This window comes from Candidatus Neomarinimicrobiota bacterium (assembly GCA_017656425.1).
Taxonomy (GTDB): Bacteria; Fidelibacterota; UBA2242; order UBA2242; family B5-G15; genus JACDNV01.
This window is the reverse complement of the sequence record JACDNV010000013.1, coordinates 36977-57808: the sequence shown is the minus strand read 5'-3', so window position 1 is coordinate 57808 and position 20832 is coordinate 36977. Positions and strand designations below refer to the sequence as shown.

The window sequence follows — 20832 nt, the reverse complement described above, 5'->3', positions numbered from 1 at the left end:
CAATGCCAGCTTCTTTTGATATATCTGCTATTGTAGTTTTATAGAAACCCTTCTCCGCGAATACTTTAAGGGCTGCTAATATTATCTTTTCTTTTTTCTTTTCTTTATTTACTTGTTTTGCCATCTCTTAACAATAATGACCGAACGGTCGGTTATAATATAGGTTTCTTTTTATGTAGTTACAAGATTTTTTAAGTGGATACTTTGTTAAAACATCTGAGTTGACTTGCATCACAATTGAAAATGAAATTTCACATTATAATTAATTTAGAGATATTTAAAAAAGGGCAGTGTAAATAAGGAGGGTAAAACTATGATTAGAAAACTGTTACTTTGGTTAGTAGTTGTTTGGCTATTCTCATTAGCATTAACCGCTCAGGTAGACGACTCGGTTTATGTTGAAAATGGATGTTTAAAGATTATTCCACAGGATACTGTCATTGTAATAGGTTCGAATCTTCATTTTCAGGCATTGAAATATTGCGATTCCACTCACACCTTTACGAATCTGGATTCTGGAGTTACATGGTCTATTAAAGGTATGAATGTCGGAACACTATCCGATGAAGGTACCTTAGAAGCTTCCGGCTACGGTTATGCCGTTATTGAGGCTAAGTACGGGGATTTGAGAGGTTCAGCTTTTGTTATTGTGGATGATTCTGCAAGTGCTGATTCAGTTTTAAATACTGTTACAATAACAAGAACAGCGCCTAATAAAGATGGGTATTCTGTTATGAAAGAATTACAAGAAGGCGAGATATGGGTTCTTTCAGGACTTCCCAAACCACTAAATATTTTGAACGGTAGCAAAATTTATATACCTATTAAAAGTTTAAACAGTGATATTCGGATTCATATAGATATTCCACCTTTTGCAGAAATCCGTGGTGACAGTCTGACTTTTCAGCTTCGTGGAGTAATTAATGGTGTTGATTTTAAAGTATTTGTCGATGATTCATTGGCTGAGCCATTTTATTTCAATAAAGACATTATTGTAGGGGTGGTTTTCAAACGAGGTCTAATTAATAAAAGGGGTATCGATCCATCTACACTGAGTCTATATTATGCATATATAGAAGATGATAGCGTTACTTTAGATACGTTGGGTTTGACATACGTAACGGTTGATTCTAATCTGAATAGAATCTATTCTAATGTACCACATTTCACCTCACTAGTAGTGAAAGGTGATGAATCGGTTGAGACAAAATTCGAAGAGAATATTGACAAGCCCATGGGTTATAGACTCTATAATAACTATCCAAACCCATTTAATGCAGCTACAAAAATAAGATACTATATTCCAGAGAATAGTGTGGTTAAAATAGCTATTTACGATCTGCTTGGTAATGAAGTAACAACATTGGTCAACGAATACGCAATTCCGGGGAACTATGAAGTTATATGGAATGGTACTGACAAGTCAGGAAGAGCTGTCCCGTCGGGAATATACATTTATAAACTTATAGCAAACCAATTTAGTGCTACTGGAAAGATGCTGCTTCTAAAGTAAAATATTTTAAAGCCCACATTGCAAACATAAAAGCCCGATACCAGGTGTATCGGGCTCTTTTATTAATAATTGAAAAACTATATTATATCATCCCCATTTACTTTTTCTATATATGAAAATTTACTTTTAAATTTTCCATTAAATTTTTTGAAAGGATAGATACGGAGGTATAATGATGCAAATTCCATATATTACAGGAGATGGAATAGGCGAAGAAATCTTTTACGCAATGAAGAAAGTCGTAGATAGTGCGCTTTCTAATGTATATGGTAAGGAACATAAAATCGAGTGGATAGAGATATTAGCTGGTCAAAAGGCGCTTAATAGAGTTGGAGAATTATTACCTGCTGAAACTATAGAAACAATAAAGAAATATAAAATTGCAATCAAAGGACCTTTGATGACTCCTGTTGGAAAAGGTTATAGAAGTTTAAATGTTACTCTTAGGCAGGTTCTTGATCTTTATGCATGCATTCGTCCTGTAAAGTATCTCCCTGGAGTACCCTCACCAATAAAAAAAGCAGAGAATGTGGATATGGTAGTTTTTAGAGAAAATACAGAGGATGTGTATTCTGGTATTGAGTGGGAAGCTGATTCAGAGGAAATTAAAAAAGTTAAGGAGTTTTTGAGGCAAAATTTTGGAATAACACTTCGAGAAGAAACGGGAATTGGAGTTAAACCGATAAGCAGATTTGCCAGTCAGAGGATAGTTAGAAAAGCTCTTGAATATGCCTTAAAAAATAATAGAAAAAAGGTAACAATCGTTCACAAGGGTAACATTATGAAATATACAGAGGGCGCCTTTAGAAAGTGGGCTTATGAATTGATTGAAAGTGAGTATAAAGATAAGATAAAGGATAAAGTTGAGGTAAATGATGTAATAGCCGATAATATGTTTCAACAGATTGTTTTACATCCAGAGAATTACGATGTCATTGTTACAACGAACCTGAATGGTGACTATTTGTCGGATGCTATTGCTGCATTAGTCGGTGGGATTGGTCTAACTTCAGGTGTAAATATGTCTGATGAAGTGGCATTATTTGAGCCGGTACATGGTACTGCACCGGATATAGCAGGTAAAAACATTGCCAATCCTACTTCAATGATTCTAACAGCATGTATGATGCTGGAACATATAGGACTGTTTCAGGCAAGTAAAAAAATTTATAACGCATTAGTTAAAACAATAAATAGTGGATTAGTAACAAAAGATCTGTCCGAGTTGAAAGGAATTAGTAGCTGGCTTGGAACCAGTGAATTTGCTGATATGGTTATAAAGAATTTAGAATAATGAGATATTTCGCATGTTAGAGAACTTCATCGCTTACTAATACATGTTTTGCATAACAGAGTGCAGGATAAATTTTTGCTACAGGTTTAAGTGGAGTAGACTATTCTGCTTTATTAAATAGAAAAACATATATCCTAAGGAAATGTATAGACTTTTATATACCTGTCAAATCCCAAAAACTTATCGGTTATAAGAAACTTTTTCTTTGAACAGTTTAAAAACTTATATAAAATAACCTGTCTATTGGTAGAAATTTATTAAATGAACGAGAAAAGAAAGCTGGGTACATTCAATGGAATATTTTTACCTACCTATTTGACCATAATAGGCGTTATCCTCTATTTAAGAATGGGCTGGGTTGTCGGTAATGCAGGTATTGTCGGTGCATTGATTATAGTGCTTCTTGCCAAAGTAGTAACAATAACGACAGGGTTAAGCATTGCCTCAATAGTTACAAATGAGAGGATTGGTTCTGGAGGATCCTATGCAATAATTTCGAAATCTCTTGGATTAGAAGTAGGTGGAGCGATTGGAGTGCCACTTTATATGTCCCAAGCACTGGGTGGAGCACTGTATATCACAGGTTTTACCGAGGCTTGGTTATCAATTTTCCCTGATCACAATGCAAAACTTGTTGCATCTCTGGTTCTATTGTTTGTCTTTATATCAAGTTATATCAGTGTGAAATTTGTCGCAAAGATTTATTATATAGTATTTGCAGTAATTACACTATCTTTAATTTCATTTTTTGCAGGGGGATCGCATAATGGTAATATAATCCTCTGGGGTAGTTTTGAAAAAGCTTCATTTTGGCAAGTTTTCGCATTGTTTTTCCCTGCCGTAACAGGTATTGAGGCGGGCGCTGCAATGTCAGGTGATGTGAAAGATGCTAAGAAATCTCTACCGCTGGGAATATTATCAGCTATTTTTATTACTATGATTATATATATGGTATCGGCTTTTTTTCTTGGCAGGAATGCATCTGAACAGGAGTTACTTAATAATTATACGATTATGCTTGATATTGCGAAATGGAAGGAGCTGGTGCTGGCAGGAATATTTTCTGCTACACTTTCATCAGCGATGGGAAGTGTTGTGGGTGCTCCGAGAACACTGATGACACTTGGAAGAGATAAAATAATACCATTTCCAAAGTTTTTCTCAAAAAAGACAAAAGGGGGTGAACCAAGAAATTCTTTGATATTTACTGTTCTTTTTATTGAAGCCTGCCTTTTGCTATGGGATTTGAATACAATAGCACCCCTTTTGACTATGTTCTTTTTAATTACCTACGGTACTATAAACGTAGCTGTAACAATCGAAAAGCTTGTAAAAATCCCATCTTTTAGACCAAAATTTAGTGCGCCTTTGATTTTCCCACTTATTGGATCGATATGGAGTGTAATAGTGATGTTTTTGATTGATCCAGTTTTTGCTGGTATTGCTTTTGTGTTGATCATCGCTTTCTATATCATTCAGGTAAAAAGAGGACTCGTAACTCCATGGGGAGATGTGAGAGTAAGTCTGTTCAATGCTCTTGCTGAGTGGGCTGCTAAGGCAGCTTCGCGTATGCCTCAGCATGCAAAATCATGGAAACCCAATATGATGGTGCCTATAGAAGATCCTGCAACCTGGAAAGGTATGATGGAATTTATAAAAGATATTGTTTTCCCCAGTGGCACACTCAGGCTATTTTCAATAAATATTATAGAAAAGACCCCCGAAAGCCGGATTAAAACTCTAATTAGTTACTTTAAAAAGAAAGAAAAAATTGTGATACACGATGATGAATTGAGGGAAAGTGAAAAACTTGAAAAAGATATGGAAGAATTAATAGAGCCTATAAAAAGCCAGGGTATTTTTACTTCATACGGTATTATCGAAAGCCAACACTTCTTAGAGGGATTTTCTATAATTACACAGACTTTGAAAAGCATGTTTTTCCCACCCAATATGGTATTTATGACCATGAGTAGTGATAGATCAAAAGATGAGCGACTGGAGCAGATGATAGCAATATGTAAAAGAGAAAGCCTTGGAATTTGCATACTTTCATTACATCCAAAAATTGGATTTGGTGAAAAGCAGAAGATCAATGTCTGGATGAGGACAAAAAGTCCTAATCGTAATCTATCTCTGTTATTGGCAATTCAACTTCAGCGAAATTGGGAGGGAATAATAAATATTATCTCAGTGGTGAAAAATTTGGAAGAAAGAAAATTGACTGAAAAAATATTCGCCAGACTTCTTGATTACGCCCGAATGCCGTCCAATACAGAACTTCTAATTTATGAGGGAGCGTTTTTTGAGGTGTTAGAAAAATGCGACAAGGGGGATATAAATATTTTTGGTATGCCACGGGAGATTAACTGCGATTTTATGCATAAAGTATCTGAGACAATTAATTCTACTTGTTTATTTGTTATAGACTCTGGTCAGGAAAGCGTTATGGTTTAAAAGTCACATTTTGAATAGCGTTTACTGATGAAAATTTATAATACATATTAAATCCAGTATTTTATATATTTTAAATATGTATAAGAGGTAACAAAAAATGAAAAGAAAAATTTGTATTTTTGTTTTATCTATTTTATTACTTTTATTTAAACGTTGTATAACTAATTACTTTGAGTTGGGTAGAACTCTTGATAGGGGAGAATTAGCAATTACTGGAGGGGTAGAAAATATAACCGCAGACACATTTGATCGTAAAAATCCACCTTCATTTAGAGTTAGCCTTAAATTAACATGCGGAATGAGATATAACTTTGAAGGCTTCATAAAAGCTTCTCTTTTCCCATACCTATATGAATTCGGCTTACGATATCAAGTTACACCAAGGAAGTTTACCCTTTTTGATATGGCAATTGGTGCCGGTCAAAATATTTTCATTAATATCTTTTCTCAGGAAATAAAACTCTTTAATAAAAGATTTGGGGGTTCGATTAGCAAGGAAGTGTATAGATTTGTCCCCTATTTCTCAATTTACTATAACTCTTTTGATATCAATGAAGTTTTGAATTTCAAAATTTATGACTATATCAATACACAATATTTTAGAACAATTGAATTTGGAATTGCCTTTAAGCTTAGGAACGCTTCTTACATAATCCCTGCAATTTCAACAATTTACTTAAATAATAAACCTGTTTATCGATTCTATGGGATATCTATATATTCTATTTTCAGGCATAGATTCAAAAAATAGATATATTTAAAAACTATACTTAAAATTAAGATATACTTCATCAAGGTCTTTTACATTATAGAAGAATGACCCTGGTTTTGCATCGATGATGTAGGTTCCGATGGTTAGTTCAACTCCATCAGAGGGTCTTATTTCTAAACCAGGTCCTACAGTGAAACCATATGATTCTTTTATATTATCCCAGTCAGATACAGATGCAAGTCCACTAAGTAAAATCAATTTAAAATTCTTGTATGGAAAATTTTTCTCCAGTCTGAAGCTAAAGTAATCGTTTAAGTTATCTTTTTTCATCTCATGTAAAAAACCATGAATATATTGGAAATTTATATAAAGATTATATGCGGTAGTATAATCAAAACCAAGGACATATTTAATGAACTTACCTCCAGCATCTATTACTTTTTGTGGATTGATTAGTGGAATCCAATGATAAACTTCTTGCATGTCTGTATAGGCAAATTCTCCCCAGATTCCAATATTTCTAATCGAACCTGCAAAGTCAATGCCTATTACTGATTTCCTAGGATATAAGAAAAGTGGACCGTATTCAAAACTAATAGGAGTATTGGGATCGTATTTTGAAATAGTATCGAAAAATTTATATACGTTATTATAATCGAGAACAGGGATATCTTCTCTGCCTTTATAAAAGCTCAGGGATAAATCATATCCAAAAAGCATAGTAGAGATTTTAAAGGCAAAACTTGAAGTATTTTTAACTCTATTGTCTATATTAATGTAATCGAATATATCCAATGGGTTATATTGTGGAAATTGTTGTAGAATAGTATCAGGTACATTGTAATTTATAAAGGCATTTATCCAGTCTCCCCTTGGTAGGACTGCCGGTGTAAATGTAGGAATGTAAATAAGTTGTGTAGTGAATGGTCCGGGGTACCATTTAATATTGAATGCGGTGGAGCCAAAATGATCTCCAAATTCGTAAATATCATCCAGTTTATCGGGATTGATATTATCAGTGGGATTAAATTTATCAGCAGTGCCCCACGCAATTCTTTGTTTTCCGATTCTAATATCTACATTATGGAGCGGGAATGCATATAAGTCAATGAATGCTTCCCGGAATTCTATTGATAATGGTTGAGTTAATTCAAGAGAATTCTTGAGATAATTGGATACTTTCTCTTGCTTAGGAAAGCCGTCATGTACAAATCTTATGTCTGAAAATAATCCAGCTCCTTCAGTAATATTGCTTGTTAGATTTAAAGTCAAGATATTTCTACTCCATGTAATTCTATCCTCCCCGGTAAATCCAAATCTTGTTTTTGTTTCTAAGTTACCTATGATATCAACCTGAGCAAAGAGATAAAGGTTGGTAAAAATTATCATTGAAAAAATGACAATTCTCTTCATTTCCACCCTCCGCAAATTTTATCTCCATCGTATTAGTTGTCTCTGTGTAAAAATATCATCGCTTATATTTGTATCAAAAGTTACTTCGTCAAATATCATCCTTGTTTTATGATTTTCTTTCAGATTGTCCATCAACATTTCTTTTGCATGCCAGTAGTTACCATGTCTATCAATTTTTTTATTATAAAGTATTTTTTCAATCTCACCATTTTTATCATAGAATTCTATACTTGTTGGAAAGTATATGTCTTTACGGACATGCATGATAAGTTTACTGTAGCTTTTATTAACACCAGGTTTGGGGATCAATTCAAGCGTAAAAAGTGAGTCTGTCTCTTTTAAAATATTCGCCTTAAAATCTTTATCATACTTTGATGTTGCAAGATCTTCATAGGTAAAATCAGTGCCAGCAAATTTTGTATTTTTAATATGCGATGCGATTCTTCTCACTTTCCTGAAAGCAGGCATATATAGATATTGTATATCTCCAGGTAATGCAAGAAATGCTATCCCTCTTTGGTCAGCAGGCTCTGTAAATCGGATTATTCTCTTTTCATCTTCCTTGGTATACATTTCTGCCTTTCGGTGCCTTTTGTTTCCATTTTTATCAATTAGCTCAATTGTTATAATAGCTTTCATGTCCTTCGGTGCTGATACAGTTTTAGTTACCTTTTTGAGTATTTCATCCCCTTTTTGATCAGGAAATAGGTATAAAATAAATATTAAAATAGCAATGACAATTTTCCCAGCTCTCATTTTTTACCTCCGATTTTAAAAGAGTTCATATTAAAAATCTTCATGCTACTGAAGTCACCAATAAATTTTGATCTTGTTGAAATTACGAGTGATGGTAACACTGTTATTGCCCCAAGCACACTGATCACCATTGTTGTTGCTATAAGCCAGCCGAATCTTTGAACCGGAATTAATTCGCCAAAGGCCAGTATTAAAAATCCTGCAATTATAGAGATTGCGTTGATCATAATTGCTTTTCCCGTTGTTAGTAGAGTTGATTCAAGTACTTTTTCAATACTACCATGTTCATCAAATTCCATTTTAAATCTATTTATGAAATGAATGGAGTAGTCTATCCCTATTCCAATAGCGATGCTTGCAATTATTACTGTTACCATATCAAGTGGTACATTGAAAAATGCCATCAGGGCAAAATTAAACAAAATTGTTATCACAATAGGTGTTAACGCATATAGTCCACCTATGAATGATTTCAATTGAATCACCAAGAGCAGGTACACCAAAGCGATTGCAATAGCCAGGCTAATTATCTGACTCTTTACTATACTCTCGTCAAGCCTTTTGAATATCGATGGAGTACCTGTTTGCGACATGTCTATATTTATTTCTTCACCTTTTATATTAAATTTTTGGGAAAGGGAGTAAGGTATTATAAAATGGTCTTCATTTAATATCCACAGATCATCTCTTATGTCCTGAAATAGTTCGGTATTGTTTCTGCCGAGATCATAATTTGATATAAGTACATTTGCGATATAATCCGCTTTTGCATTTTTATAAAACTCGTCCCAGATGTCAAGTATTGCTTCTACTGTAGCATCTATTTCCTCCTTGGAGAATTGTTCGTATAGTTTATGCTCCTTGAATTTATTTTCAACAACTATCTGCAATGGTGGAGAGCCATTTGATATAATCTCTGTTAATTCATCAGTAAGTGCTCTTATTAGATTGTCGGAATCAATTATAATTGCCGATTCATAACTGAAAAAGTCATTTAGTCTACTTATTAGCCTTTTTTTCAGATAGCTACTGAAAGGGAAATTTTCTTTACTACCTGCAGTTATAATGTTCTTATAAACTCCATCAAAATCTATGCTTTTATGTGGATAGTACTTTTTTATGTCAAATATTATATTTTCAACTATTTTCTTGGTAATGAAGCTGTCAATAGGAGAATTCTTTAAAATGTGTGCTTTTTCAACATAGGTTAACCTGCTATTTATTTCGCTATTTATATATTTATCAACAGAATCTACAAGTTGAATTATTTTTTTTGTATCTAGTGTATATATCCGTGCCTGAATAAGACCTTCTTTAAAATCGCTGGTTACCATCTGGCTTATGATCGGTTCGTTTTCAATGAAGAAATAGAGGTTTGAAACACCCTGTTTTGTCTCTGGTATAGTGTAATGTCCATTCATTACACGATTCATTTCACATATATAATCGGCAACTGACTGAGCTTTGCTTACATTCTCAATGGAATTGAGATATTTTTCAACTTCTATCATTTTTTTCAAAACAGCAGGATGTTTCATGTCGCCTCTGACCAGAACCTGTATAGTATATGATCCACCAAAATATTTTTTCATGACTCTTTCAGCAATTCTTATATCTGTGTTTTCTTTAAAATACTTCATTATGTTGCTATCTCTTCGCAGTAATGGTAATCCAATAATAGAAATGATTATTATTGCCAGAGCAAATGCTACGATCCATTTATTATGCCTTAGAACAAGTGCTTTTATCTGTAACAGAAATTTTTCCAGAGGTTTATCGAATAGGCTTTTTTCTATGAATTTTTTCCTGCTCATGTAGTACAATAGAATCGGGATGAACACGATCGAAATTACAAGTGCAATGAACACACCAATCGCCGAGAAAATTCCAAATTCCGTTACAATTGTTACATAAGAGCCGATAAATGAAAGAAATCCGATCAATGTTGTTAATGCTGCAAGGAATATAGGTATTCCAACATGGGTTACGGTTTCTATAACCAATTTTTCTCTATCCCTTATTTCCTTTTTTAGTTCTCTGAAATGTGCAACAAGATGGACTCCGTAGGCAGAACCGACGGTAATCAGTACAACCGGTAAAACATTAGAAATAATGGAAAATTCCACACCAACCAGAACCATAAATCCGATACACCATACTGTGCTTATAACAACAGATATTAGAGGTAAAGATACACTTTTAAAATCGCCGAAGTTTAAATAAAGCATTAATATTAGTACAATTATGGCAAATGGAACCAGCCTGATTAAATCCTTTTTTACGATTTCGGACAATTCCAGCATTTGCATCGGGATACCGGCATAGTAGATTTTGTATTTGTTTTTATAGTCATCACAAATCTTTTTTATCTCGCCGGATAATTTTTCTTCATCAGTGCCGGGATTAATTACACATATAATTATTGTAACTTTTGAATCACTTGAAACAATTCGTCCATTATACATATCTCTGGAAAGTACATACTGTTTTAGTGAATCGAGCTTTTCTTTATTTTCAGGTATACTTTCTGTATCAATAAGCTTCCTTACTTCGAGGATTCCTTCTACACTTCTTATATCTATTATATCAGCAAGACTTGTAACTGAATTTATTCCCTGAATGGATTTTAGCTTTTCTGTCATGTCAGCAATGTCCTTTAGAACCTCGTATGAAAATACATTTTCGGTCTCAATTGCAATTGCCGCTGTGACATTACCATTGAATCTTTCACCTACGTAGTGAAAAAGTTCTATAATTGGGTCATCTTTCTTAAGATAGGTAGACCAGTCGCTATTGATTTTGATATTTTTTATCTGGTAAGCAAAGAATAATGTTATAATAATGATTGCGATAAGTAGAGGTACTCTAAATTTGACCACCCACTGAGCAACTTTTCTCATGCTATTCTCCTATAACTTTCAAACAATTCCGTTTTCTGTTCGAAAGTGGTATAAAAAATTTTTTACCTTTTTTCAATTCCCTTATAAAGAACATTTAATAGAATGTCCAGATTGTGTTCAATTTGATCGTCAGGGATATCAAAAGTCCAGTGATATTCAAATCCTTTCATAGCAACTAGTATCGCCTCGGCTGTCAGGTCGGGATTCTCTATTTCAAATTCCCCGTTTTCAATACCAAATTTTAAGATGTTTTTAATGAGGTTTAATTCAAAATCGGTGTATCTATCTCGAGCTTCTACTACAAAACGATAATTATTTAGATACTCCTCTTTGAATACCGTATAATAGTTCGCCATTTTTTTAAAAACGTTTATTCTTGATAATATATAAGTTCTAAGCTTTTCTTTTGCTGTAGTAGCTTTATCAACAGCTTTGGTTATTTCTCTTTTAACTTCCTCTCCCTCTTTTTTTATTACCTCCTCATAAATAGCTTCTTTATTTTTGAAGTAGTAGTATATACTTGCCTTAGCCATTCTCATACTTTTAGCTATATCTTCAATTGTAGTTTTGGATAGGCCAAATTTAGCGAAGAGGTCTTGTGCTACCTTTAAGATCTGATCCTTTTTACCTGCATCTAAAATATTTCTATTCATACATTTGAACAAATTATTCAAATATTCAAATTAATTTATAGTTTTTATACTCTATTGTCAACAGTTTTTGCTCATGAAATTCTGTATAAACTTTAATAATATTATAAAAAATTTTGTATTATCATACAATATTGAATAAAATTTAATAGAAATGAGAAATTTTTAATTAAAAATGTAAATAATAAAAAAGGGAGGATGAAAGATGAGGAGGTTAGCCTTAATTAGCACATTGATCGTTTTTTCAATCATTGTTGCTTTTTTCGTTGCTTGTGAGAAAAATGCAGGATTAGTTGAATCAAAATCAAATTTAGCACTTGAAAAAGGTTTAAAAAGTAATGAAATTCAATTTGTTAAATGGAAACCAGAGTTTAATGCCAGACTGCAGCAGATTAAGGCATTTGAGAATTTGAGTAAATCAACATTACCTGGTATTGACTTTAAGATTGTGACAAGAGAGGAAGGTGGAGTAGTTGGTGGAGAAAAAACATTTGGCAATATGGTTGAATTTCCTCCATTTGCATTCCCTGAAGAGAAAAGGATGGAAATACTTCTGGTTCTTCCAAACAGGGAAGATGCAGGTGCTGTAGTTGAATTTTTACCAAATCAGCAATTTGACAAGGAAGTTAAGGTAACTCTTTCATATGCTGAGCTTGATTTCAGTGGAGACCCTCATGATCTCAAGGTTTACTACTTCAATGAAGAAGATGGTGTCTGGTATAATGTACCGATCGCAAGTGTTAATGAAGAAGACCAGACGGTTATTTTCTATACGGATCACTTTAGTAAGTTTGGATGGATATTTTAAAGTAAGATGAAAGAAGAATACATATCGGCAGTAGAAGAAGTAATTGAACGAGAGTTAGGGGAAGAATTCCTTAATATTATATATTCACTTCGTGAAGAGAGGGAGAAATTTTTAAATAATGTGTGGAATAGTGACCTATTTGATAAAAGTGAACTGATAACTTCTGTAAGACGTTCTATTGACTTTGATTTGATATACTATAATATTCTGAACAAAGTTGAAGTTCCAAAGCTCGCTAAGATACTTTTGGAAATAGGCGATATATCTCTGATGCATTCTGAGTATAAAAACTCTATATTACTATATGAGCTACTGTTGGAAAAATATAAATCCCACTTTGAAGAAAAGGAAATTGCTGATATATTTAATAAATGTGGTCAAGCATATTTTTGGGTAAATGATTTAGAAAAATCGCTAAGCTATTTTAAAAATGCTCTTAAAATATGCAGAAAAATTGATGATAGATTAGGCATAGTAAGACAAGTGAATGCTCAGGCAATTGTTAATATAGAAATGGGTAAAATATATGAAGGTGAAAGGTTAGCTCAGGAAGCGTTAATGTTACTGAAGGATCTTAATAAAGATGATGAAAGGTATATAAGATCATATGCTGGTATAATGACAAATTTAGGCAATGTAAATGTTATACGTGGATATTGGGATGAAGCATTAAATTATTATAATGAATCTAAAAAACTAATTAGTAGTTTATCTGATGTCCATCTTACAAAAGGATTGCTATACTACAATCTCGCTTTAGTTCATCTGAAAAATCAGGATTATAAAATTGTAGCAGAGTTACTTGGCGAATCAATATCGATAGCAGGTAAAATTAAAAACAAATTACTAAAAGCTCTTGCTTTATCCTTAAAAGCTGAAATGCTTGTAAATCTCGGTAAACTTAGCGAGGCTACTGCATTGGTTATGACTTCCTTCGCTATTTATAGCCAGATCAATAATAGACCTCATATTGCGGATGTCTACAGGATAATGGGGATAATAAAAAGGGAGGAAGGGGACTATGAGATGTCCCTCTCCTTCCTGAATACTGCTGAAAATATAAATATGGAATACGAAAAATATTATGATCTTGCAGAAACTTACGTCGAGTTTGCAAAATTATACAAAAAAATGGGTGATGAGGAAAATAAAGAGAAGTATAAAGAGCTTGCAATAAAAAATTACAAGGAAATATTTGCCGACAAGAGAATTGAAGAATTAAATAAACTCCTATAATTACCCCTTTGCTCTAAAATTAACTATTTTAAAATACAAATTATTTATTAACTTATATTTCGTATGGAGTATCTGGAAAGTGTAGCAGATAAATATAAATTTATCTTTGATAAGACTTTTGATCAGATAGCTCTTGTGGATATGGATTTATACATTGTTGAGGCAAATAGGTCCGCTACAGTTGTTTTTGGTATGGGATTATCAATCCAGGGTAAAAAGTGCTATGAGATTTTTCATCGTCGTGAAAGTCCGTGTGTTGATTGTCCTTTGTTTGCTTCTTATGAAACTGGCAAGGTGGTTTCTATAACTTTTTATGATGAAAAGATAGGCGAGCATTTTGAGGAAAGAACGTACCCAATTACTGATGATAATGGATTACTTGTTGGTTTCATTATTGTTACAAGAAATGTCACTACAACATTAGAAATAGAAAATAAATCATATCTTGCCAAAAAACTCATTGCCCTCGGTCAGATAAGCTCTGGTGTTGCCCACGATTTTAACAATGTATTGACTGGAGTCCTTGGAAGGATACAGTTATTGAAAAGAACTGTTAAAGACAAGAATCTGTTAAAACAAATTAATATGATTGAAAAATCAGCTCTCGATGGGGCATCAAAAGTGGCAAAAATTCAGGAATTCTCCAGAACAAGGAAGTCAAAAGAATTCAAAACAATTAATTTAAAAGAACTGGTAACTGATGTAATAGAGATGACTCGACCGAAATGGAAGGAGCTGGCAGATAAAAAAGGAATGATAATTGAGCCAGTAATTGAGATGAGTGATGAAATACATGTAATCGGTGATGAATCAGACCTCAGGAACGCCTTTACAAATATTATTTTCAATGCAGTTGATGCGATGCCAGAGGGGGGTATTATTGAGATAAGGGCAGAAGATTTTAACAATATTGTTAAGATTTATATTAGAGATACAGGTGTGGGGATGTCCGATGAAGTCAAGGAAAAGATTTTTGATCCTTTCTTTACCACAAAAGGACATGCGGGTACTGGACTTGGCATGAGCGAGGTATATGGTATTATAAGAAGTCATAACGGAATGATCGAAATAGAAAGTGAGGTTGGTAAAGGCACTACCATAATTTTAACACTTCCGACTGGAAAGAAAACTGAAAGGGAAAAAATAGTAAAAGAAGAAAAGGTAGAGACCATCCCCCTGAACGTAATGGCAATTGATGACGAAGAATATATTCTTGAGGTTATTAGGGATATATTGCTGGAATTTGGACACAATGTCGCTACTTTTCAAAATCCAAAGGAGGCAATCGAAGAGTTTAAAAATGAGCAGTATGACGTAGTCCTGACGGATCTTGGGATGCCTGTAATGTCAGGCTTTGATGTCGCAAGAAAAATAAAATCAATCAATAAAAATACCACTGTCATTTTATTAACTGGATGGAATATTAAGGAAGAAGATGATAAAAAAGTTACTGATTATGCCGATTATGTATTGAGAAAACCATTTTCAATCGATAATTTAGTATCTGTGATTAGTGAATCGTCAAGGAAGGTGGTTCAGAGGATAAGAGAAAAGAGTGAAAAAAAATCTAAAAATAAGTCTGCTTCTACTACTGATAATCACACTGGTTAGTTCATGCCACAGAAAGCAAATCTTAGAAAAGGAGAAAAAGACCGCACCTCAGCAGGGTGGTAGCGTAATAATTGGGATCAGGACAGACCCTGAGACCCTAAATCCATTATTAGCAGTTTCCCAGTTATCCTATGACATTATATCTCTAATTTTTAATAAACTTGCTGATATAAATGAAGATTTAAGAACTTTTCATCCACGGCTTGCAAAAAGCTGGGAGTTTTCAAAAGATAGCTTAAGTATTATTTTTCATCTTCATACAAACGTTTTCTGGCATGATAGTGTTAGGTTTACATCTAAGGATGTTATTTTTACTCATAAACTGCAGACCAATCCGGAAATAGGCTGGAATGGTATTACTTATAAAACTTATATAGCAAGTGTAGAAGCTCCAGATGATTCTACAGTTATATATCATTTTAGAAAAAGATATAACACAATGTTAATGGATGCTGTAGAGGGTTATATTGTACCTGAACATCTATTAAAAGATATGACTCCTTCTGAAATTAGGAATTCAAAATTTGGTGAGAATCCAGTCGGGACTGGACCTTTCGTATTTAAAAGGTGGGATTTCCAGCAATCAATCACTCTTGTTAGAAATCAGAATTACTATGAAGAGAATAAACCTTATCTAGATAAGGTCATTTTCAAAATTTTGCCAGATGAACGAACTATTTTTAACGAGTTGAGAAATAGAGAAATTGATATGGCATATTACCTTAGCCAGGGATATTATGTAATGCTTGAAAAATTATCCATAAATAAAAGGTCGCATATTAAATTAAGGCGTATTCTTGGTAGAAGATATGATTTTATTGGCTGGAATTTATATGAACCTGATTCTTATATTACAGTTTTCAATGAAAATAATAAAAAGGACATCAAAAAAATAGGTGATTTAGAACCCCATAGACTATTTTCAAGTCAAAGAGTAAGAGCAGCATTAACAATGGCAATCAATAGAGAGGAAATTCGAAAGGTAGTGTTAAAGGGACTGGCAAGAGCAATTGATGGACCTATACCGCCCATCTGGCCTGTTTACAATGATACTGCAGTATATAAATGGGAATATAATCCAGAGAAAGCAAAGGAAATTCTGAAAGAAGAAGGTTGGATTGATGAGGATGGAGATAATGTTCTTGAGAAGGGAGATTTAGAGTTTTCTTTTGAAATATACACAAATGCGGGGAATACCAATCGTGAACAGGCGGTTACTATTATACAGGATCAATTGTCCAGAATAGGTGTCAAGGTAATCCCGAAAATTGTAGAACCTGCATATCTATTTGGATATATTTTGCCAACCAGACAGTATGATGCTGCCCTTATAGGATGGGGTGTGGGATTAAAAGTATATTTAACACCTTTATTTCACAGTAAAACATTTTTTTTCCCATTTCACTTTACGGGTTATTTTTCTAAAGAATATGATTATCTTGAAGATATGGCGCTTAGTGCAATGAGTTACGAGGAATCACAAAAATACTGGAATAAAATATCTCGGAAACTTTCCTATGAGCTACCATACACGTGGTTATATTACGAATATCAATGTATAGCTATTGATAAAAGGTATAAGAACACAAAATTTGATGTTCGTGGAGCAATTATAAATATTGAAGATTGGTGGATACCTGTTGGAGAAAGATTAAAAAGGGATAGATTTTAATGGTCGCCTATTTTCTTCGGCGACTCCTTATTTCCATAATAATATTTTTCTCGGGAATAACAGTTGTATTTTTTATAATACACATTATTCCGGGTGATCCCGTTTCCAATTATGTGAATCCATATTTACCGGAAGAAGTGAAACAACATTTAGTTGAGACATTTGGATTGAATAAACCCTTAATTATACAATATTTCAACTGGATCTTAAATCTGTTTAAGTTAGATTTTGGGTACTCACTTGTTTATTCTAAGCCTGTTATTTTACTGATTAAAAATGCTTTACTCCCGACAATTTTTATCACTACATCAGGACTAGTTTTTGGTACTGTTATTGGGTGTATACTAGGAGTCTTTAGTGCAGTTAGAAAAAATACTATTTTTGATAAACTATCTAACATATTCGTTATAGTTTTTTATAGTCTTCCTTCATTCTGGACCGGGGTACTATTATCATTAATATTTTCATATACATTAGGATTATTTCCATCATCACAGTTAAAAAGCCTTTATCATGACCAATTGAACGTATTAGAGAGAACTATGGATTACTTATATCATGCTACCTTACCCATTTTGTCACTTGGACTCTCCATCATGGCAGTTTTTGCAAAATACACTCGCGAATCGATGATCAAATCGCTTTCTTCATCATTTGTAGTAGGTGCCCTTGGAAGAGGTATAAACAGAAAGAGAATACTTTTTAAATATTGTTTTAAAAATGCTTTGATTCCAATTATTAATTTAATTGGCACTGCTACTCCATTTATTATAGGCGGTGCTGTTACAGTTGAGGTGGTTTTTTCCCTGCCTGGCATGGGTAGATTACTGGTCTCCTCAGCTTTGTCGAGAGATTATCCAGTAATTATGGCTATAACAACAATCGTTTTCATGGCTGTGATTATGATTAACTTTTTTATTGATATTATTTTGTACAAAATAGATCCAAGAGTAGGTTTGAATGAGTAATAATTTCTCCAGGCTAAAGATCCAAATATCTATTTTAACTATAATTTTAGTTTTTGTTTTTATATTTCCTTATTTTTATGAAAAGAGTCCATACACACAGAATTTATCTGAAACCTTATCTACTCCATCAAAAACACATCCTCTTGGAACTGATATTTATGGACGTGATTTACTAGCGAGATTGGCAAGAGCAACAGGTAATACGCTAAAAGTTGCAGCTCTTGCTGCGTTCATGTCTGTTTTTCTGGGAACAACTTTTGGCTTACTTTCTGGTTTTACATCTAAAATGTTTGATGAGATAATAATGCGAATTGTAGATATGCTTCTTGGTTTCCCAAAATTAGTTATAATTTTATTATTATCGAGTATTTTTTGGGGTAAGGTCTATATAGTCTTTCTGTTTATAAGTTTTTTTTCGTGGGTGGATACGGCTCGAGTTATAAGGAGCGAAGTTAAGATTATTAAAGAGAAACTATTTTATAAAGCTGTTCTTTCGCTTGGACTGAATAGGATTAAGATATTGATGAACTATATTTTTCCATTAATCAGGGGTAAGATATTGGTTTCTTTCACACTTAATCTGGCAACATTTATCCTTGTCGAGGTCAGTTTAAGTTTTCTTGGACTTGGGTTTCAATCACCTGAGGCAAGTCTTGGAACGTTATTAAGGCAAACTCTTATTGATCCTGTTAATACATTCTGGATTACTATTTTTACAGGTATAACTATTTTGCTAATTAATATTTCCCTTTCTCAAATTTCTGATAATCTTGAGGAGGAAATTGGTGGATTCATTCAAAGATAGCTTGTTGAGGGTAAATAATTTATCAGCATATTATCCGAGAAGAGGTCGAATCTTTCGAAGGGAATTTTTTCAGGCTATTAATAATATTTCCTTTGAGCTATCCTCTGGAGAATGCCTTGCAATCTTTGGTAAGCTTGCTGCCGGAAAATCGACTATAATGAAAATAATACTTGGTCATATAAGACCGTTATCGGGTGATGTTTTTTTTAAGGGTTACAATCTTTTTCAAATCAGGGGCAAAAAACGTATCTCGCTAATGAGGAAAATACAACCAATTTTTCAGGACCCTTTTCAGTCTCTACATCCTACAAGGAAAATAGGTAAACAGCTTCTTGATGCATACAAAAATAATATGGATAAAGATTTTCATAATATATTAATCAAACTCTCTATCAAAAAAGATTACCTTGATAAATGTCCCTATCAACTCAGTGGCGGGCAGCTTCAGAGAGTTTGTATTGCAAGGGCTCTCTTATCTGAACCAGATGTGTTGATTCTTGATGAGCCATTTACTGCACAGGACCATTTCACAAAGATAGAACTGATAAGACTATTGAATGGTATCAGGATAGACTACAATCTTAGTTACCTTCTAATAACTCATGATATATTTACAATAATAGCAATGGCGAATAGGGTTATTCAAATTGAAGATGGTGCTATTAAAAAGCATTACTCTATTGATGAATTTAAGAAGGATTTTGGCAGTGAATTGTGAAATAAAGATAAAAAATCTAAATGTTAGATTAAATGATAGAGATTTACCAATTATTAAAGATTTATCACTAAAAATAAAATCTGGATATATTACAACTTTGCTTGGGAAAAGTGGAAGCGGAAAAACAACCCTTTGCCATGCAATAGCGAGATTACTTGATAAAAGATATAAGATTAAAGGGAATATAAATTTTAATTGCAATGGGAATTTTGTTAATTTGCTATTGCTTGATGAAAAAGAGATTTCCAGAATAGGGGGCAGTCATATTTCTATATCCTTTCAGGAACCTTCGAGATTTTTAAATCCAGTTCTAAGATGTGGGGACCATTTAAAAGATCTTGTTGATTATAGAAATAACGAATGGGTAGAATTTTTATTTGACAAATTCGGTTTTAAAAACCACAATGAAATTCTTAAAAAATATCCTTATGAATTATCTGGAGGTCAGGCACAAAAGTTTTCGCTCATACTTGCTCTTTCGAGAAGGCCTAAGTTTCTTATTGCTGATGAACCAACAACCGGGATTGATTATGCAGATAAAAAAATAATTGGAAATACATTTCGAGAACTTGTGCTGAATGAAAATACAGGGATATTCATGGTAACACATGATATAAGTTTTGCTTTTAGATATTCAGATTATATTTCGATTATTGAGGATGGACTGATTATAGTATCAGGTAAAAAGGAATATGTTTTAAATAGCACAGATAATCTTTATATATCCAAGCTGTTATCTTTAATTAATCCGGATAATGTTTACTAATATATGGAATAATTTTTATCTCGTGACATCTCGACTATTTTATTCCTGTATGTTTTTAAAAATTGAATATTCTTTTCCCATTTATAGTCCGGATATGTCCAGGGTAGAAATTTGTAATCATTGTGCTCGTATATAAGTGTTACCTCAGCATATATACCGTCATTGATATACATCCTATGGGAATAGTTTTTAGTTGAGTACAGGATGAGTTTGGAGGGAGTGAAGTAGCCCGGATCAAGGTTTATTATTCTTTTATCGCTTATCCATTCATCATACAGGTTATACTCCAGCTCATTTGACCATATTTTTGTTCGATAGTAATTATCTATTTTCACAGCATTTTTTAATATCATAAATCGCTTTTTTAAATTCTCACCGAATTCTTTTACATAATAATCAGTAAAATCAATGACTTTGAATTCATCACCAATCGCAAGTATCTCACCATATTTAGATTTTACTTTGGAAACTGTTTTATTAAAATCTTCAACTTTGTTATACATTATTGCGAAAAATGGATGAGCAAAAGGGGACTCTTTTATTTTTGCCATAG

Annotated in this window: 18 protein-coding genes; 12 read left to right on the top strand and 6 right to left on the bottom strand. The window is 33.1% G+C overall.

Translation table 11 applies throughout. From position 1 onward, the window contains the following. Positions 1–124, bottom strand: a 124-nt coding sequence (locus H0Z29_09430; GenBank protein MBO8131719.1) for a TetR family transcriptional regulator, incomplete at its 3' end; no start/stop codon positions are given. A gap of 189 nt (positions 125–313) precedes the next feature. Between H0Z29_09430 and H0Z29_09425 the strand changes: the two genes are divergently transcribed. The 4 genes from H0Z29_09425 (at position 314) to H0Z29_09410 (ending at position 6015) form a co-directional block, all read left to right on the top strand. Then, positions 314–1513, top strand: coding sequence for a T9SS type A sorting domain-containing protein (locus H0Z29_09425; protein MBO8131718.1), 1200 nt, complete (start codon positions 314–316; stop codon positions 1511–1513). A gap of 172 nt (positions 1514–1685) precedes the next feature. Beyond that, positions 1686–2807, top strand: coding sequence for an NADP-dependent isocitrate dehydrogenase (locus tag H0Z29_09420; GenBank protein MBO8131717.1), 1122 nt, complete (start codon positions 1686–1688; stop codon positions 2805–2807). A 261-nt stretch (positions 2808–3068) separates the two neighbouring features. Next, complete coding sequence (locus H0Z29_09415) at positions 3069–5264, top strand: Na-K-Cl cotransporter (GenBank protein ID MBO8131716.1); 2196 nt, start codon at positions 3069–3071, stop codon at positions 5262–5264. Between the two features lie 97 nt (positions 5265–5361). Continuing rightward, positions 5362–6015: a hypothetical protein gene (locus H0Z29_09410; protein ID MBO8131715.1), complete on the top strand. Its 654-nt coding sequence runs from the start codon at positions 5362–5364 to the stop codon at positions 6013–6015. Positions 6016–6021: 6 nt separating this feature from the next. Here H0Z29_09410 and H0Z29_09405 read toward each other — a convergent pair whose 3' ends face one another. The 4 genes from H0Z29_09405 to H0Z29_09390 form a co-directional block, all read right to left on the bottom strand. After that, the gene (locus H0Z29_09405) at positions 6022–7389 is read right to left on the bottom strand and encodes a hypothetical protein (protein MBO8131714.1); all 1368 of its coding nucleotides are present in this window, start codon (positions 7387–7389) and stop codon (positions 6022–6024) included. Positions 7390–7407: 18 nt separating this feature from the next. Continuing rightward, on the bottom strand, positions 7408–8145 hold the full coding sequence (locus H0Z29_09400) for an outer membrane lipoprotein-sorting protein (GenBank protein MBO8131713.1): 738 nt from the start codon (positions 8143–8145) through the stop codon (positions 7408–7410). Next, positions 8142–11045, bottom strand: a complete 2904-nt coding sequence (locus H0Z29_09395; protein ID MBO8131712.1) for an MMPL family transporter — start codon at positions 11043–11045, stop codon at positions 8142–8144. The genes H0Z29_09400 and H0Z29_09395 overlap by 4 nt, the downstream gene beginning before the upstream one ends. 62 nt (positions 11046–11107) lie before the next feature. Beyond that, positions 11108–11698, bottom strand: a complete 591-nt coding sequence (locus H0Z29_09390; GenBank protein ID MBO8131711.1) for a TetR/AcrR family transcriptional regulator — start codon at positions 11696–11698, stop codon at positions 11108–11110. A gap of 202 nt (positions 11699–11900) precedes the next feature. On the opposite strand from H0Z29_09390, the gene H0Z29_09385 reads away from it, so the two are divergent. The 8 genes from H0Z29_09385 to H0Z29_09350 all read left to right on the top strand — a co-directional run bounded on the left by H0Z29_09385 (position 11901) and on the right by H0Z29_09350 (position 20279). Next, the gene (locus tag H0Z29_09385; protein ID MBO8131710.1) at positions 11901–12503 is read left to right on the top strand and encodes a hypothetical protein; all 603 of its coding nucleotides are present in this window, start codon (positions 11901–11903) and stop codon (positions 12501–12503) included. 6 nt (positions 12504–12509) lie between these two features. Beyond that, on the top strand, positions 12510–13739 hold the full coding sequence (locus tag H0Z29_09380) for a tetratricopeptide repeat protein (GenBank protein MBO8131709.1): 1230 nt from the start codon (positions 12510–12512) through the stop codon (positions 13737–13739). Positions 13740–13802: 63 nt separating this feature from the next. After that, positions 13803–15350: a response regulator gene (locus tag H0Z29_09375; GenBank protein ID MBO8131708.1), complete on the top strand. Its 1548-nt coding sequence runs from the start codon at positions 13803–13805 to the stop codon at positions 15348–15350. Next, positions 15295–17022, top strand: coding sequence for a hypothetical protein (locus H0Z29_09370; GenBank protein MBO8131707.1), 1728 nt, complete (start codon positions 15295–15297; stop codon positions 17020–17022). The genes H0Z29_09375 and H0Z29_09370 overlap by 56 nt, the downstream gene beginning before the upstream one ends. Continuing rightward, the gene (locus H0Z29_09365; GenBank protein ID MBO8131706.1) at positions 17022–17990 is read left to right on the top strand and encodes an ABC transporter permease; all 969 of its coding nucleotides are present in this window, start codon (positions 17022–17024) and stop codon (positions 17988–17990) included. The genes H0Z29_09370 and H0Z29_09365 overlap by 1 nt, the downstream gene beginning before the upstream one ends. Next, entirely contained in the window at positions 17983–18795 is an 813-nt protein-coding gene (locus H0Z29_09360; protein MBO8131705.1) for an ABC transporter permease, read from the top strand. Before H0Z29_09365 ends, H0Z29_09360 begins: the two co-directional genes overlap by 8 nt. Further along, the gene (locus H0Z29_09355; protein ID MBO8131704.1) at positions 18776–19513 is read left to right on the top strand and encodes an ABC transporter ATP-binding protein; all 738 of its coding nucleotides are present in this window, start codon (positions 18776–18778) and stop codon (positions 19511–19513) included. Before H0Z29_09360 ends, H0Z29_09355 begins: the two co-directional genes overlap by 20 nt. Then, on the top strand, positions 19503–20279 hold the full coding sequence (locus tag H0Z29_09350) for an ABC transporter ATP-binding protein (protein ID MBO8131703.1): 777 nt from the start codon (positions 19503–19505) through the stop codon (positions 20277–20279). Before H0Z29_09355 ends, H0Z29_09350 begins: the two co-directional genes overlap by 11 nt. Here H0Z29_09350 and H0Z29_09345 read toward each other — a convergent pair. Continuing rightward, positions 20276–20830: a DUF4416 family protein gene (locus H0Z29_09345; GenBank protein MBO8131702.1), complete on the bottom strand. Its 555-nt coding sequence runs from the start codon at positions 20828–20830 to the stop codon at positions 20276–20278. The two genes, H0Z29_09350 and H0Z29_09345, sit on opposite strands and share 4 nt — an antisense overlap. Positions 20831–20832: the final 2 nt, after the last annotated feature.